The sequence below is a fragment of the Streptomyces sp. NPDC028419 genome (genome assembly GCF_055565515.1).
Genome location: NZ_JBVHUE010000054.1, coordinates 27826 through 42507, shown reverse-complemented (window position 1 = coordinate 42507; position 14682 = coordinate 27826). Strand labels below are relative to the sequence as shown.

The following is a 14682-nucleotide window of genomic DNA, read 5'->3' as shown; positions in this document are numbered from 1 at the left end:
CCGTGCATCGCAAGGCGGAGGATCGCCCGCCTACTGGACGTAATCGGGCGTTCCGACAACGCCGCGAGGTGCGGTACCAGGCGTCGCGAGCCAGGCGCTACTTTCGAAACGCGCCCAGTACGGCGACCGGAACCAGGCGTGCGCACCGGGCGCGCGAACCGGCCGCGGGCCCTTCGGGCGCCGGTGGTAAAATGGGTTGGTTACTTGCGGCGAACGGCATTCGGACCGGTCGCCGACGCACGACGAAGCCGGGGCCCGTACCGCTGGGTACGGGCCCCGGCTCGTTCCGGCTCGTTCTCGCGCATGCCCGTCCGGCCGCCCGTCGGCCCGGTCCGGGAGTCCTCGACGACGTGCTCCGTATCGAGGAAGGCTCTCCGTTTGAATCCGTCAGCCCGTGGCCGCTTCGGCGTCCAGCCCGGCAGGCCCCCCAAGACCGCGAAGTCCCCCAAGAAGTCCGCGCGGCCCCTCGCGCCGCAGGGCGAGTTCGCGATGCCGCAGACGATCGCCCCGGCCCTGCCCGCGGTGGAGGCGTTCTCCGAGCTGGGGCTGCCGGAGCAGCTGATGGCGACGCTGGCGGAGCAGGAGGTGCGCGAGCCGTTCCCGATCCAGGCCGCCACCTTGCCCAACGCCCTCGCGGGGCGCGACATCCTCGGCCGCGGGCGCACCGGCTCCGGCAAGACGCTGGCCTTCGGTCTCGCGATGATCGTGCGCACCGCCGGGCGCCGCGCCGAGCCCAAGCGCCCCCTCGCGCTGGTCCTCGTACCGACGCGCGAACTCGCCCAGCAGGTCACCGAGGCACTGACCCCCTACGCCGACGCCATGAAGCTGCGCATGGCCACGGTGGTCGGCGGCCTGTCCATCGGCCGTCAGGTCAGCGCCCTCAAGAACGGCGCGGAGATCGTCGTGGCCACCCCCGGGCGGCTCAGCGACCTGGTCGGGCGGCGCGACTGCCACCTGGAGCGCGTCAAGATCAGCGTGCTCGACGAGGCCGACCAGATGACCGACATGGGCTTCATGCCGCAGGTCACCGAGATCCTCGACCAGGTGCACCACGACGGTCAGAAGATGCTCTTCTCCGCCACCCTCGACCGCAACGTCGACCAGTTGGTGCGCACCTACCTCAAGGACCCGGTCGTCCACTCGGTCGACGCCTCCGTCGGCACGGTGACGACGATGGAGCACCACGTGCTCCACATCCACGCCGCCGACAAGTACGAGACCGCCACCGAGATCGCGGCCCGTGACGGGCGGGTGCTGATGTTCCTCGACACCAAGCACGGCGTGGACCAGTTCACCCGGCACCTGCGGGCCAACGGCGTACGGGCCGAGGGCCTGCACAGCGGCAAGTCGCAGCCGCAGCGCACCCGCACCCTCGCGCAGTTCAAGACGGGGGCGGTGACCGTGCTGGTCGCCACCAACGTCGCCGCGCGCGGAATCCACATCGACGACCTCGACCTCGTCGTGAACGTCGACCCTCCCGCCGACCACAAGGACTACCTGCACCGCGGCGGCCGTACGGCCCGCGCGGGCGAGTCCGGCCGGGTCGTCACCCTGGTCACCCCGAACCAGCGCCGTGACATGACGCGACTGCTGGCCGACGCGAAGATCCGCCCCACCATCACCCAGGTGCGCTCGGGCGACTCGCTGCTGAGCAAGATCACCGGGGCGAAGAAGCCGTCGGGCGTCCCGCTGGCCGGAGCCGGGTCCGCCGACGGCGGCAAGGACGCCAAGGGCGGCAAGGGGAACAGCACCCTCGCCTTCCGCGGCATGGGCACCCGGCCGGGACGGCCGGGCGGCAAGGCCAAGGAGTCCCGCAAGACCACCGAGGCGCGCCAGGCCGCCGAAGCGCGCGCTGCGGCACGGGTGCGCCGCGGGGTCTGAGCGTCCACCGCGAGGAAGCGGAAGAGGAAGGGGCCGGGTGCGCGATGCGCGCACCCGGCCCCTTCCCGTGGGCCTGAGGACCGGAGTCCGGTGTCAGCGGCGGCGGCTCGCCACGATCGCCCGCGTCACGATCGGCGGCAGCAGGTCCTTCGCCAGCTTGCGCGCCCGGCGCGAGCGCGGCGCGGGCTTCGGCTGGGCCGGCACCGCCGCGAGGACGGGCACCTCGGGAGCCCGGAGCGGCTTCGGCGCGGACGGCGCGATCGCCTTCTGGCCGCCGATGCGCACCAGCGGGGCGTCCACGACGGTGTCGATGCCGTGCCAGAGGTCCTCGCGGCCCTCCAGCCACGTGCGCAGGGCCTTCTGCAGCGGGGCCGGGTCGTCCCAGGTCGCGTAGAGCTTCGTCCCGGACACGCAGATGACGTGCAGGTCGGACGTGGTGACCGCGCCCCACACGGCGGCGGCGACGCCCGGGCAGTGCTCGGAGCGGTAGTCGTCGAACACCACGACGGCGCCCGGCGCCGCGAGGACGCGGGAAGCCTCGATGTCCCCGTGCACGTGCTCGTAGAGGTGGGAGGCGTCCACGTGGATGAAGCGGCAGCTGGCCGCGCGCACCCGGTCGCCGACCACGGAGGTCGGGGCCTGGATGACGGTGGGCAGCGCCTCGTGGAAGGCGAGGTAGTTCGTCTCGAAGGCCTGGCGGGTCAGCGAGGCGTAGGAGGACTGCGTCTCCGCGAGGTTGGACTCGTCCTCGGCGGGCGAGTCGAAGAGGTCACAGACCGTGAACTCCTCGCCGTCGCGCAGGTACTTGCCCATGAAGATCGCGCTCTTACCCATGTACGAGCCGAGTTCGAGCAGGTCACCGCGGTGCTCGGCATCGGCGTTCTGGTGCCCCAGGAACCAGTCGAACAACACCTGGTCGACGTTCCAGAACCATCCCTCCACGTCGTTGAACCCCGCGGGAACCGGTGCCGTGGACAGCACCTCGGGGTCGGTGAGAGGGAGACGCGCAGCTTGCGACATGGAGAGTCGTCCTCCGGGGATATGGCATGGGATCAGCACTGACACCTGGCCGGGTAGCCAGACCTTAGACCACAGGACGGGTACATGACGAGGCTGTGGAGATGCCGAAAACACCGGAGCGGAGCGCCGGAGGAACGCGTGGCGCCCCTCGGGCCGTCGCCGGCAGAGGGTCGGGCGGCGGCCGCGCGACGCCCCCGGCCTCCACGCCTGACCAGCGGGGACACCATGCGTGGGGCCCGCCGGCACGCGCCCGCGAGGGTGTCGGGAGAGCCGGTGGTACACGATCTGCGACCACCCTCCCTTGCGGAAGCGAACGAGCCGCGTACGACGCCCGGGCCCCTCGCCCACCGTGGGGCCCTCACGGATTCCTGAGGCATGGGGACGAGTAACCCCTCCGCACCGACCGGACCCACGGAGCGCTCTTCACGAACGGGAAGGCCGACCTGTGGAGCACTGGGCCAATGGTCCACGCATACGGTCCCCGCTCGTTCCATTGGCCCAGGTCCGGTGTCGGGCGCCTCGCCACGGCCGTCGAACCACCCGGGCAGCGGGCCGTCGGGCTCCCACCGCGCGGCCGCCGAGCGACCCGCCGGGTCGTTTCACGGCGAGGTGAAGACTTGATCATTTTCTCTTTCGATCACCCGGGATCGGCCCGCCGGCGGCCGGTCAGCGGCCGGCGACCAGCAGGGCCTCCGAGCCGATCGGGCGGTAACCGGCGGCCTGGAAGGCACGGATGCTGCGGGCGTTGCCCGCCGCCTGCTGGGACCAGACCGGGGCGCCCGCGGGGACGAGGTGACGGGCGGCCGTGGCCAGGGCCCGGCCCAGGCCGCGGTGGCGAGCCCGCTCGTCCACCTCGATCGCGGTCTCCCAGCGGCCCGCGATCCCGCGGCCGAGGAGTACCACCCCGCCGTCGGCCGCCCAGACGCGCACGTCGTCGCGCCGGGCGCGGGCACGGACCACCCGGGGATGGTCACGGTCGGCGATCTCCCGCAGCGCCAGCGGCGGCTCCCCCGGCAACGGGTCGGCCACGGTCATCAGGTCGATCGTGTCGTGGCCCCGGCCGGTGCGGTCCAGGAGAGCGGCGAGGAAGCGGGGGTTCATGGTGGCGGCCAGGCCGTCGCAGTCGACGGCGGCCAGGGTCGCCCGCACCCACGCGGGATCCTCGTCGGTGAAGACCACGGAGTGCGCGGTGAAGGCGATCACCCCGGCGTCCCTGTGCCGCTCCTGCGCGACCACGGTCGTCCCGCCGTCCGGTGGCGGGAAGTCTCCGCGCGCCGCCGCGTCGAGGATCTCCCCCAGTGTCCGTCCCATGCCGTCTTCCCCGTCCCCGTCGTCGTCCTCGCACAGGGGTCCTGATGCGGGTCCCCGTGCCGCGCCGCCTGGCGCGTGGCCGCTGAAACCATACGCGGCGCCCGGCACGGGGACCCGGGTTCACCAGGCCATACCCTCCGCCGGCAGCTCCGTGCACGGCCGGCGCGGCGGGCGGGGCAGGGCGAGGCGGACGCGGGCCGCGTGGACGGCCGCCAGCTGGTCCGCCGCGGCCGGCCCCCAGTCGCACAGGTCGCGGACCTGCTCGGGCGCGGCCAGCAGGCGGACGTGGGCCGGGTCGACGGCGGGGCCGAGCGCGTGCAGCCGGGCCGCGGAACGGATGCGCACGCCGTCCGCCGCGCGCAGGTGGCCCAGGGGTTCGGGAGCGGAGGTGACCAGGTCGGGGGTGAGCTCCGGGAGCCGTGCGGCCCCGGTGTCGCGGGCGATCAGCACCAGCACCCGCCCGTCGGGGGCGAACAGCCAGGACGCCCGGTCGTGCACCACGGAGGTCTCCGGGGCCGGCCCCTGCCACCAGTCGCCCCGCTGCGGAACGCGCCGGGTGCGCAGCACGCCGAGCCGGTCGAGCGCGCCCGGCACGGTGGGCCGCCCGTCCTCCAACAGGACCGGACCGCCGCCGTCGATGCGGGCCCGCAGCGCGGACAGCGCGCGCCGGGCGTCGCCGGGGTGCATCAGGCCCGGCAGATCGGCGGGCTCGGCGAAGTGGACCCCCGTGATCTCCTGGGCGGGCAGTCGGATGGCGGCGATGCGCTCCGCGTCCCAGGTGCCGCCGTCGAAGACGTGCAGGATCTCGCCGGGGAAGCGCATCTCCGGTTCGAAGCCCGGGGTGTCGGCGGGGATCCAGTCCACGACGAGCCCGCGCGGGTAGTGGTCGCGGATGCCGAGTTCCTCGTACACCTCGCGCGCGGCCGCCGCGGACGGCGCCTCCCCCGCGTCGACGGCGCCGCCGGGCAGCAGCCGGTCGGGCCGGTAGTCCACGGTCTGTACGAGCACCCGTCCGTCGGGGTCGGTGATCAGGACGCAGGCTCCGCTCCAGAGCGCGGCGCGCGAGGCTCCGTACTCGGCGGGGGTCATCCACGTGTCGCCGGCCACTACGGGCCCCTGCGCCCGGGGTGCGCCCACCGGTGTCCCGTCCACCCGCGGCGCGGCATCCGGGAACGCGGGCTCGGGGGCGAGGTCGGGGTCGGGGTCGGGGAGCGCATGGTCCGGGGTCGCGGGCTCCGGGATCGCGTGGTCCGCCCGGTCCGTGTGGTCCGTGTCGGTCAGCTGCGGCATCGGTACTCCGTTCACCGTGGGTGGGCGAGGGCCGGGTCGGGGCTCGTCGCGCCGTCCCGACGCCTGTGCAACAGCGCGCGCGGCCCCCGGGTTACGGCGCCGCGCGCACGGCGCGCACACCGCGCACACGAGGCGGCCGCATACGGCCGCGACCTGCCGGTTTTACCTGACCTATGACCGTTTATTACCTGGTTATGTACCTCTTGGTAGCTTTCGGGGCGCGGGCCGGTCGGCGTGAAAGCCACCGGCCCGTCCACACGCGACCGACCAGGGGGACAGCGATGCCACACGCCGGTGACACCGGGACCGCGACGGCCACCGGGAACCGACGGCGGCGGTTGCCGCGCCCGCTCGCCGTCACCGGCGGGGCCCTGGCCATCGGATGCGCCGGGCTGTACGTCGCGGGCCTGTCGTTGGCCGGCGACGAGATCGGCCGGGGCACCACGGTCCGCGGTGTGGACCTCGGCGGCATGGACCAGGACCGGGCGCGCCGGGCGTTGGACCGCGCCTTCGGCCCCGCGGCCGAGGCCGGATCCGGCTTCTCCGTGCGCGTCGGCGACCGGGTCGAGCAGGTGCGGCCGAGCGCCCTCGGCCTCTCCCTCGACTCCGCCGCGACCGCCGAGCGCGCCGCGCGGGCCGGATCCGATCCGATCACCGTGCTCGGCCGGCTCTTCGGTCCGGACCGTCGGGAGGTGCAGCCGGTGGTCCGGGTGGACGAGGGGGTGGCGCGGGCCGCTCTGGACGGCCTCGGCGAGAAGACGGGGCGCGCGGTCGTCGAGGGGGCGATCACCTTCGAGAAGGGCAAGCCCAAGGCGGTCACTCCGGTCAGCGGCGTCGCCCTGCGCACCGACGGCGCGCTCGACGTCCTGCGCGCCGCCTACCCGCGCGCCGGAGCGGACCCCGTCGAGCTGCCGGTGCGGACCACCGAGCCCCGGATCGGGGCGCGGGAGACGGAGCGGGCCCTCGAGGAGTTCGCCGGACCCGCGGTGTCGGCCCCCATAACCCTCACCCTCGAAGGGCGGCGCGTGGTCGTCGAGCCCGGCGTCCTCGCCCGGCACCTGGCCATGAAGGCCGGCGACGGCGGCCGCCTGGTCCCCGACCTCGACACCAAGGCGCTGCTCGCCGATCCGGCGCTCGCGGGCCCGCTGCGCGAGGCCGCGCCGGGTCCGGTGGACGCGCGCCTGCGGCTCGACGGACCGGGCCGGGTCTCCGTGGCCGAGGACGGCCGCGCGGGCCGCCGGGTCACCGAGCGGACCCTGGGCGAGGCCGTGCTCCCGCTGCTGGTGACGTCGGGCGCGGGGGCCCGTACCGGCGCGGTGGCCACGGAGGCGGTCCAGCCGAAGCTCACCCGCCAGAACGTGGCGGAGCTCGGCATCAAGGAGGAGGTGTCCTCCTTCACCGTCGACTTCCCGGTCGCGGACTACCGCACGACGAACATAGGCCGGGCCGCCGAGCTGATCAACGGCTCGGTGGTGCTGCCCGACGAGACCTGGAGCTTCAACCGGACCGTGGGCGAACGCACCAAGGAGAACGGTTTCGTCGACGGCATCATGATCAATGGCGGCCAGTACGAGAAGGCCGCGGGAGGCGGGGTCTCGGCGGTGGCCACGACCGTCTTCAACGCGGTGTTCTTCGCCGGGGTCAAGCCGGTGGAGTACGGCGCGCACTCCTTCTACATAGAGCGCTACCCGGAGGGCCGCGAGGCCACGGTGGCCTGGGGCAGCCTCGACCAGAGCTTCCGCAACGACTCGGGCAAGGCCCTCTACATCCAGGCGTCGGCCACCGACACCTCGGTCACCATCACCTTCCTCGGCACCAAGAAGTACGACGCGGTCAAGGCGGTCAAGGGGCCGCGCACCAACGTCAAGCAGCCGGGCACCCGGACGGGGAGCGGTCCGCGGTGCGAGGCGCAGACCCCGCTCGAAGGCTTCGACGTCACCGTCGACCGGATCTTCGAGCAGGGCGGCAAGGAGGTCAAGCGCGAGAAGTTCACGACGCGCTACACCCCGCGCGACACCGTCACCTGCGGCTGAGCCGCACGATCCGGGCGGCTCGTCGGGGCGAAACGGAACCTTTGTTCCACTATCTACCTCTACCTGAGCATGATGTCGTACTCCTCCCCCGCCCCGAGGAACCGATGAGCACCAGCAGCAGGCTGTCCGGTGTCGACGCCGCGCGCGGCCTCGCGGTGCTGGGGATGTTCGCGGTGCACGTCGGGCCCGGTGCGCGCCCGTCCGGCGCGAACTACCTGGTCCTGGCCGCCGACGGACGTGCGCCCGCCGTCTTCACCCTCCTCGCCGGCTTCTCGCTGGCCCTGGCCCAGCGGCAGCGCCCGGGCGAGGGCGCCGGGGTCGGGGCGCCCGGGCGGCTGCGGCCGTTGCTGATCCGCTGTGCGGTGCTCGCCGCGCTCGGCCTGTCCCTGGCCGCGCTCTGGCCCGGGATCCTGGTCATCCTGACCTTCTTCGCGCTTTACTTCCTCGCCGCCGAGCCCTTCACCCGCCTCTCCACCAAGGCGCTCGCCGTGGTAGCGGCCGCGGGCGTGGCGGTCGGGCCGCTGCTCTCGTACGTCCTCGGCCCGCTCTTCGGGGTCGGTGCCTCGGGCCGCGGTACGGTGCCCGACCTCACCGACCTGGCCCGCGGCTGGACGGGGCTCGGCGACGTCCTGCGCGGGCTGCTGCTCACCGGCGCGTACCCGGTCGTCACCTACCTGCCGTACGTGCTGGCCGGCATGGCGCTGGGGCGGCTGTGCGACGTCCGCGAGACGGCCGTCGCCCGACGCCTCGCCCTGGGGGGCGCGGCCGTCGCGGCGGTGGCGTACGGCTCCGCGTGGCTGGCCATCGAGGTGCTCGGCGGGCGGCAGCGCCTGCTGGCCGCGATCGCCGCGCACCACCCCGAGGCCCTGGCGGCCGGCGATCCGGTCCGGGCCGTGCTCGCCCAGCAGTACGGCGCGATACCCAGCACCTCGTGGGACTGGCTGCTCCTGGCCTCCCCCTACAGCCAGACCCCGTTGGAGACGCTCGGCAACGCGGGCGTCGGCGCCGCGCTCATCGGCGGCTTCGTGCTGCTGGCCCGCGGCCGGCTGGCCGCCCGGCTGCTGCGGCCCCTCACCGCGCTGGGCGCGATGGCGCTCAGCGCCTACGTCGTGCACGCGCTGGTGCTGGCCGGTCCGGCGAACGGGGCGGCGTCCTGGGGCGCGTTGGCCGCGTTCTGCGCCGTGGCCCTGGCCGCGGCCTGGGGGTGGCAGCGCGCCTGGGCGCACTCGCCGTTGCGCCGCGGGCCGCTGGAACACGCCCTCCGGCTGGCCACCGCGCCCCGCGCCCACGCCGGTACCTGACCGGGAAGGCGCGCCCCCGCGCACACCGCGCGCCGGCTCGCACGCCGCGCGCTCCGGCACGGGTGCGGCTCGCGCTCACCCGTACGCGTGACGGCGCGCCGCTCCCGGTCCCCGCATGCGGCAGGGTGGGCGGATGCAGCTGCGTCGGGTCCTGCCCCTGTCCCTCGCCGTGCTCCTCCTGGGCGCGGGTACCACCGGATGTACGACCGTCGCACCGGCCGCCCCGGCCGCCCGGACACCGGATCCCGTGATCGTCCGTACGCCCTCCCCGCGCGCGGTGCTCCCCCTGGGGCGGATGCCGCAGGACCCGGCGCAGGCGGCCGCCCCGCCCACCCCCGGGCCGCCCGCAACGGCCGAGGCCGCGGCGGCGCCGGCGGCCGGGTCCGCGGACCGGGAGGAGGCCCCGGACGCCGACGGGACCCGGCGGTCGACACCGCGCCGGTCCGGGACGGTACGGGCACCCGCCCCGGCGAAGGCCCGCACGCCACGGGCCCGGCCACGCCCCCAGAGCCGACCCGCTCCGGGGCGGGCGTACGACATGTCGGCGCTGTGCGCGGCGGCCGAGGGCACGGTGTCCCCGTCGATCGCGCAGTTGTGCGCGGAGCAGTACGGCCGCTGAGCGGCGGCCGCGAGTGGCTCGAACCGGTCGGTGGATATTGGGTGGATCCGTTCGGTGCCCCTTCCTACAGTGGCGAGGACACGTCACCGACCGGAGCGGACCATGCGCACCCACTACCCCCGCACCCCGCACCTCCCCTGGTCCCCGGGGGCCACGCCCGACGACGTACGGGCCGGTGACCTGTCGGGGCTGCCGGGGCTCTGCGGGCGCGAGGTGGTGGTGACCGAGAAGCTCGACGGCGAGAACACGACCCTCTATGCCGACGGCCTGCACGCCCGCTCCCTCGACTCCGCCCACCACCCTTCGCGCGCCTGGGTGAAGGCCCTCCAGGGGCGCATCGGCCCGGGCATCCCGGCCGGTTGGCGGATCTGCGGCGAGAACCTCTACGCCCGCCACTCCCTCGCCTACGACGCGCTCGACAGCTGGTTCTACGGCTTCTCGGTCTGGGACGGCGACCGTTGCCTCGACTGGGACCGCACCGTGCGGTTCCTGACCGGGCTCGGCGTGCCGGTGCCGCGGGTGCTCTGGCGGGGCGTCCTGGACGCGCCGGCGGAGCGCGCGCTGCGCAAGCTGAAGCTCGACACCGGCCGCCACGAGGGGTACGTCGTGCGCTCCGTGGCCGGCTTCGACCGTACGGCCTTCGCCGGGCACGTGGCCAAGTGGGTGCGCGGGGGACACGTGCAGACCGGCACCCACTGGATGTTCGCGTCCGTGGTGGAGAACGGTCTCGGCCCGGCCGCCCCGCTGTGGGCGGTCCGCTCGGGGGCGGAGCCCGACGTACCGGCCGTGCTCGCGGCCGCCGGCGTACGGCCCACCTCGTCGGCCGAGACCGTGCCCGAGACCATGCCCGAGGCCGTGTCCGACGCCGTGATCGAGGCGGTGGCCGACGTCGCGGCCCGGCTCGACGTGCTGGGGCGGTCGGGGGACGCCCGGCTGGCCGGGGTGCTCGCCACCGCGCTGCACGGTGCGCACCGGGGGCTCCTCGCGCCGCGGCTCGCGGCGGCGCTCGGCCTGCCGCTCGCACGCCGGGTGGCCGATCTGGTCGGGCTGCAGGGGCGGTTGCACCTGCCCTTCCCCGATGAGGCTCGCCGGTCCGGGCTGGCGGGGATGTCGGCCGCCGCGGACCTCGGCGTGCTGCACGCGGTGGCCGGGGCCGTCGCGGGAGCGCGCGCCGACGCGGAGGGCGCCGGGGCGCGCGCGTGCGTGGAGTGGTCGGCGCTGTGGGCGCAGGAGGCGGGTCTGCTCGGTGAACGGCCCTACGGGCCACTGCGTTCGGGGCTGCGGGAGGCGCTGGCCGGGCTCGACGCGACGGCGGCGGACCGGTGCTGGGCGCAGGCCCTGCAGGCGTGGGCCGAGGGGCGCGTCAGCGGGGTGGAGGAGGCGGTGGCCGCGACCTGGCGGTGGCGCGGCGGCGGCTTCCCGCGGCTGATCCAGCTGGTGGGGCCCTCGGGGAGCGGGAAGAGCACCTTCGGCCGGGCGCTGGCCGGGGTGGACGCGTACGTCTCGCTGGACGAGCTGCGCTCCGCACGCGGCGCGCGCGGCGACCAACGGGCCAACGCGGAGGTGCTGCGGGAAGGGCTGGACCGGCTCGACGCGGCGCTCGGGGCCGGGGGCACCGTCGTGTGGGACGCCACCTCGCTGGTGGCCCCGCAGCGCGCCCTGGTCGGGTCGGTGGCCCGCCGGCGTGACGCACTGGTGACGCAGGTCATCGTCCTGGCCGACGAGGACGCGCTGCGCCGCCGCAACGGCACCCGCGCGCATCCGGTACCGGCAGCGGTCCTGGACACCCAGCTGCGCCGGTTCGATCCGCCGTACCCCGGTCGGGCACACCGGACGTGGTACGTCGGGACGGGCGGCACGGTCGAGGACACCGCGGGCGGCCTGCACGACGGTGACGCCTACGACGGCGACCTGTACGACGGCGAGGCGTGATGCGGACCAGTGAGGAGTTGTACCACCAGGTCCGCTGGGACCCCCGTTTCGATCCCGCCCGGTTCGTGTTGGGGCTGCTCCAGCGCGGGGCCGAGCCGAAGCGCGTCGCGCTGCCCTCCTTCGTGCCGGGCGGCGACGTCCCCTGGCACCGGGTGCTGTTCGTCGAGGCGGACGGCGAGCTGGTGTGGGACCGGGCGACCGGCGTGGACCGGATCGAGAGCTCGGGTGCCGGGCGGGCGCGCGCCCCCCGGTTGCTGCGCGCGCCCTTCTTCACGGCGCGGACGGCGCACACGTGGGATCCGGCGCACGGCTGGGCGCCGGTCGGTGACGCCGTGCACGCCCCGCCCACGGCCGCGTTGGTGCGCGTACTCACCTGGAACACCCTGTGGGACCGCTACGACGGGCCCCTCATCGAGACGGAGCGGCGGCGCCCGCTGCTGCTCGCCGAGCTGGCGGCCGCCGACGCCGATGTCATCGCGCTCCAGGAGGTCGAGCCCCGGCTGCTGGAGATGGTCCTGGCCGAGCCCTGGGTCCGTGCCTCCTACACCCTGGGCGGTTCGCCGCGGGCTCGTGACGTGGCCGACACCGGCCTGCTGGTGCTGAGCCGGATTCCCGTGCGCGAGACGGGAGTTCACTCGCTGGGGTCGCACAAGGGGGTCACCGCCGTCACCGTGGAGACGGCGGCGGGCCCGCTGGTGGTGGCCGCGACCCACCTGAGCAGCGACCACTCCACGGACGGCGCGGGTCGCCGTACCGCCGAACTGGCCCGGCTCGCCGAGGGTTTGGCGGGGATCGACGGCCAGGTCGTGCTGATGGGCGACTTCAACGACGGGCGCGGTGGCCCCGCGGGTCCCGCCGCGGCGCTCGGGCTGCGCGACGCGTGGGCCGAGGTGCACGGGGAGGCGGACACCACCGCGACCTTCGACCCGACGGTCAATCCGCTGGCCGCCGTGGGCTCGCTCACCGGGCGCGGGGCCCGGCTGGACCGGATCCTGCTGCGGGGCGCGGCCGTGACGGTCTCGGCGGCACTGCGCGGGGACCGGCCCGCCACCTCCGACGGGTTGTTCGTGTCCGACCACTACGGCGTGGAGGCCGCGCTGGACTTCGGCACGTGCGCGGCCGCGCCGGCGGGGAGCGACGCACCCGAAGGTCGCGACGTACCGGGAGGGGGCGACGTACCCGAAGGGGCGGACCGGGGCCGACCGGCCGTGCTCGACCTGGCGCCCACCGCGCGGACCGCCGTGGCCTGGATCCCGCCCGAGCAGTCGTGGCCGGCCCTCCAGGAACTGCGCCGGGAACTGGATCCGCGGGTGGACCGTTGGCCGCCGCACGTGAACCTGCTGTTCGGGTTCGTCCCGGAGTCCGCGTTCGAGCGGGCCGCCGTCCTGCTGGCCGAGGCCGTGGCCGAGGTGCCCGCCTTCACCGCGCGCCCGGCCGGGGTGCACTCCTTCGGGCAGCGCGAGGACGCGACGCTGTGGCTCGACCCGGCGGCGGGCGGGGAGGCGCCCTGGCAGGAGTTGCGGGCGGCGCTGGTACGGCGGTTCCCCCGCTGTCGGGGCCGCGCCGACGGCTTCACCCCGCACCTGACGCTCGGGCGCAGCACGGACCCCGGGCGCGCCGCGGCCCGCTGCGCGGACGTGCTGGCCGCGACCCCGATGGGGTCCGTGCGGGTCGGTTCGCTCGCCGTACTGTCCCGGCGGGGCGGGGAACCGATGCGGGTGCGCTTCACGGTGGACCTGGGCACGGGCGAGGTCCGGTGGCCGGCGCAGGACCACGATCGTCCGGCGCGCCCCGACCACCCCGACGCCACTGACGGCCTCGCGCCGACCGTCACGGAACGGCTGGCGCGGGCGCTGCCGGAGGGGGTCGTGGAGGTCACCGGATCGCGTCGGATGGGCTGCGCCCTGCCCGGCGCGGACCTGGACCTGGTCGTGGCGCTGGCGGGGCGGGTCGATCCCGCGCGGCTGCGCGAGCGGGTGCTGGCCGCGCTGCCGGAGGCGGTCGACGTCCGGGAGGTGCACGGGGCCCGGGTCCCGGGGCTGCGGCTGCGGGTCGGTGCCTTGGACGTGGACCTCGCGGTCGTGGCGAGCGCGGGGATCGCGCCCGACGCCGCGGTGGCCCGGCGGGCGGAGCTGGGCGGCGGCGCGGCGCTCGCGCTGAGCGCGGTGAGCGACGCCGAGGCGGTCCGCCTCGCCGTGGGCCCGGACCACGGGCCCGCCTTCGCCGAACTGGCCCGCCGGGTCAAGGAATGGGCCCGCTCCCGCGGCCTGGACTGCGCCCCCTTCGGCGGTCTCCCGGGTCTGGCCTGGTCCGTACTGGCCGCCCGCACGGTGGCACACCACCCCCCGGGGCTCGGCGGGGACGTGTTGCTGCGGGAGTTCTTCGGCGGGTGGGCCGCCTGGGACTGGCGGATTCCCGTGACGCTGCGCGGCACCGCCGGCGCGGGGCCGGACGACGCCGGCCCGGGTGACGGGAGCGGCGCGCCGGTCACCGTACTGACGCCCTCCGCGCCGGTGCGCAGCTGCACGGGCCAGGTCGGCGCCGGCTTCCGCGACCTGTTGGTGCGGGAGCTGTACCGGGCCTGGGAGATCACGGAGAGCGGTCCGGGGCCGTGGCCCGAGCTGCTCGACCCGCCGCCGCTGCACCGGCGGCACGCGGCCTGGGCCCAGGTCACCGTCCGCGGCACGGGCGCCGGGGAGCCCGGAGCGCTGCCGGGGAAGGTCCGGGGCCGGATGCGGGCGCTGGTCACCGCGCTGGAGGAGGCGGGCGCCGTGGACGCGCACGCCTGGCCGCACCCCTTCCCGTCGGAGCCGGGCGAAATCCGGTACGCGATCGGTCTGGGGGCGACCCCGCCGGACGCCGGGCGGATCGCCGCCGCCGGCGGGCGCTGGGCCGCCGGGCTGGCCGGTGTCGAGGTGGCCCTGGTCGCGGGCGGCGACGTACCGACGCCCGCCGGGCCGCGGCCGGCACGAACCTCTCCAGACAAGTAGCGAAGGCACTGTCCCCGGAAAAGGGGACAGTGCCGCCATTGCCCGAACACACTGCGCACAGCGGGCCTCCCGGGGCTCCTCGGGGCACGGCCGGACGGATCCGTTGGGAGCCTTAGCCAAGCGCCCGCGACTTTTTTCGTCAATACTTTTCACAAGGATTGAAGAAACCCCAAGTTCACGGGCCTGACGCCTATGTGACGCATCGACGGATCTTCAGTTCATGAACGCTGAACCTCTTGACGGCCCCACCCGGGGGCAGTTCACTCACGCTTCGATCCCCCCGGATCCCCGACGTCAGGAGTACC

The 14682-nt window shown here is 75.2% G+C and carries 9 protein-coding genes; 6 read left to right on the top strand and 3 right to left on the bottom strand.

Annotation, left to right across the window (positions count from 1 at the left end; genetic code table 11):
* Positions 1-489: 489 nt before the first annotated feature.
* Positions 490-1881, top strand: a complete 1392-nt coding sequence (locus tag ACZ4UB_RS37295) for a DEAD/DEAH box helicase (RefSeq protein WP_468077399.1) — start codon at positions 490-492, stop codon at positions 1879-1881.
* 93 nt (positions 1882-1974) lie between these two features.
* Here the strand turns inward: ACZ4UB_RS37295 and ACZ4UB_RS37290 are convergent, their stop codons facing one another.
* From ACZ4UB_RS37290 to ACZ4UB_RS37280, 3 genes are all read right to left on the bottom strand, one after another.
* Positions 1975-2901 carry a class I SAM-dependent methyltransferase gene (locus tag ACZ4UB_RS37290; RefSeq protein ID WP_467958051.1) on the bottom strand — a complete coding sequence of 309 codons (927 nt, stop codon included), beginning with the start codon at positions 2899-2901 and terminating at the stop codon, positions 1975-1977.
* A gap of 666 nt (positions 2902-3567) precedes the next feature.
* Positions 3568-4212: a GNAT family N-acetyltransferase gene (locus ACZ4UB_RS37285; protein ID WP_468077387.1), complete on the bottom strand. Its 645-nt coding sequence runs from the start codon at positions 4210-4212 to the stop codon at positions 3568-3570.
* 120 nt (positions 4213-4332) lie between these two features.
* Positions 4333-5502: an NUDIX domain-containing protein gene (locus ACZ4UB_RS37280; protein WP_468077385.1), complete on the bottom strand. Its 1170-nt coding sequence runs from the start codon at positions 5500-5502 to the stop codon at positions 4333-4335.
* A 281-nt stretch (positions 5503-5783) separates the two neighbouring features.
* Here ACZ4UB_RS37280 and ACZ4UB_RS37275 point away from each other — a divergent pair, with 281 nt between their 5' ends.
* The 5 genes from ACZ4UB_RS37275 to ACZ4UB_RS37255 all read left to right on the top strand — a co-directional run bounded on the left by ACZ4UB_RS37275 (position 5784) and on the right by ACZ4UB_RS37255 (position 14377).
* Complete coding sequence (locus tag ACZ4UB_RS37275; RefSeq protein ID WP_468077383.1) at positions 5784-7535, top strand: VanW family protein; 1752 nt, start codon at positions 5784-5786, stop codon at positions 7533-7535.
* Between the two features lie 104 nt (positions 7536-7639).
* Positions 7640-8836 carry a DUF418 domain-containing protein gene (locus tag ACZ4UB_RS37270; protein ID WP_468077381.1) on the top strand — a complete coding sequence of 399 codons (1197 nt, stop codon included), beginning with the start codon at positions 7640-7642 and terminating at the stop codon, positions 8834-8836.
* Positions 8837-8969: 133 nt separating this feature from the next.
* A complete protein-coding gene (locus ACZ4UB_RS37265) occupies positions 8970-9455 on the top strand; it encodes a hypothetical protein (RefSeq protein WP_468077379.1) in 486 nt (161 codons plus the stop codon).
* A gap of 102 nt (positions 9456-9557) precedes the next feature.
* Complete coding sequence (locus tag ACZ4UB_RS37260) at positions 9558-11387, top strand: RNA ligase family protein (protein ID WP_468077377.1); 1830 nt, start codon at positions 9558-9560, stop codon at positions 11385-11387.
* A complete protein-coding gene (locus ACZ4UB_RS37255) occupies positions 11387-14377 on the top strand; it encodes a poly(A) polymerase (RefSeq protein ID WP_468077397.1) in 2991 nt (996 codons plus the stop codon). Before ACZ4UB_RS37260 ends, ACZ4UB_RS37255 begins: the two co-directional genes overlap by 1 nt.
* The last annotated feature ends 305 nt before the right edge of the window (positions 14378-14682 follow it).

What these genes read in the sequence shown, in the direction of transcription:
- ACZ4UB_RS37260 (WP_468077377.1), top strand. Translation starts at nt 9,558, where the DNA reads ATGCGCACCCACTACCCCCGCACCCCGCACCTCCCCTGGTCCCCGGGG.
- ACZ4UB_RS37270 (WP_468077381.1), top strand. Translation starts at nt 7,640, where the DNA reads ATGAGCACCAGCAGCAGGCTGTCCGGTGTCGACGCCGCGCGCGGCCTC.
- ACZ4UB_RS37265 (WP_468077379.1), top strand. Translation starts at nt 8,970, where the DNA reads ATGCAGCTGCGTCGGGTCCTGCCCCTGTCCCTCGCCGTGCTCCTCCTG.
- ACZ4UB_RS37280 (WP_468077385.1), bottom strand. Translation starts at nt 5,502, where the DNA reads ATGCCGCAGCTGACCGACACGGACCACACGGACCGGGCGGACCACGCG.
- ACZ4UB_RS37290 (WP_467958051.1), bottom strand. Translation starts at nt 2,901, where the DNA reads ATGTCGCAAGCTGCGCGTCTCCCTCTCACCGACCCCGAGGTGCTGTCC.
- ACZ4UB_RS37295 (WP_468077399.1), top strand. Translation starts at nt 490, where the DNA reads ATGCCGCAGACGATCGCCCCGGCCCTGCCCGCGGTGGAGGCGTTCTCC.
- ACZ4UB_RS37275 (WP_468077383.1), top strand. Translation starts at nt 5,784, where the DNA reads ATGCCACACGCCGGTGACACCGGGACCGCGACGGCCACCGGGAACCGA.
- ACZ4UB_RS37285 (WP_468077387.1), bottom strand. Translation starts at nt 4,212, where the DNA reads ATGGGACGGACACTGGGGGAGATCCTCGACGCGGCGGCGCGCGGAGAC.
- ACZ4UB_RS37255 (WP_468077397.1), top strand. Translation starts at nt 11,387, where the DNA reads ATGCGGACCAGTGAGGAGTTGTACCACCAGGTCCGCTGGGACCCCCGT.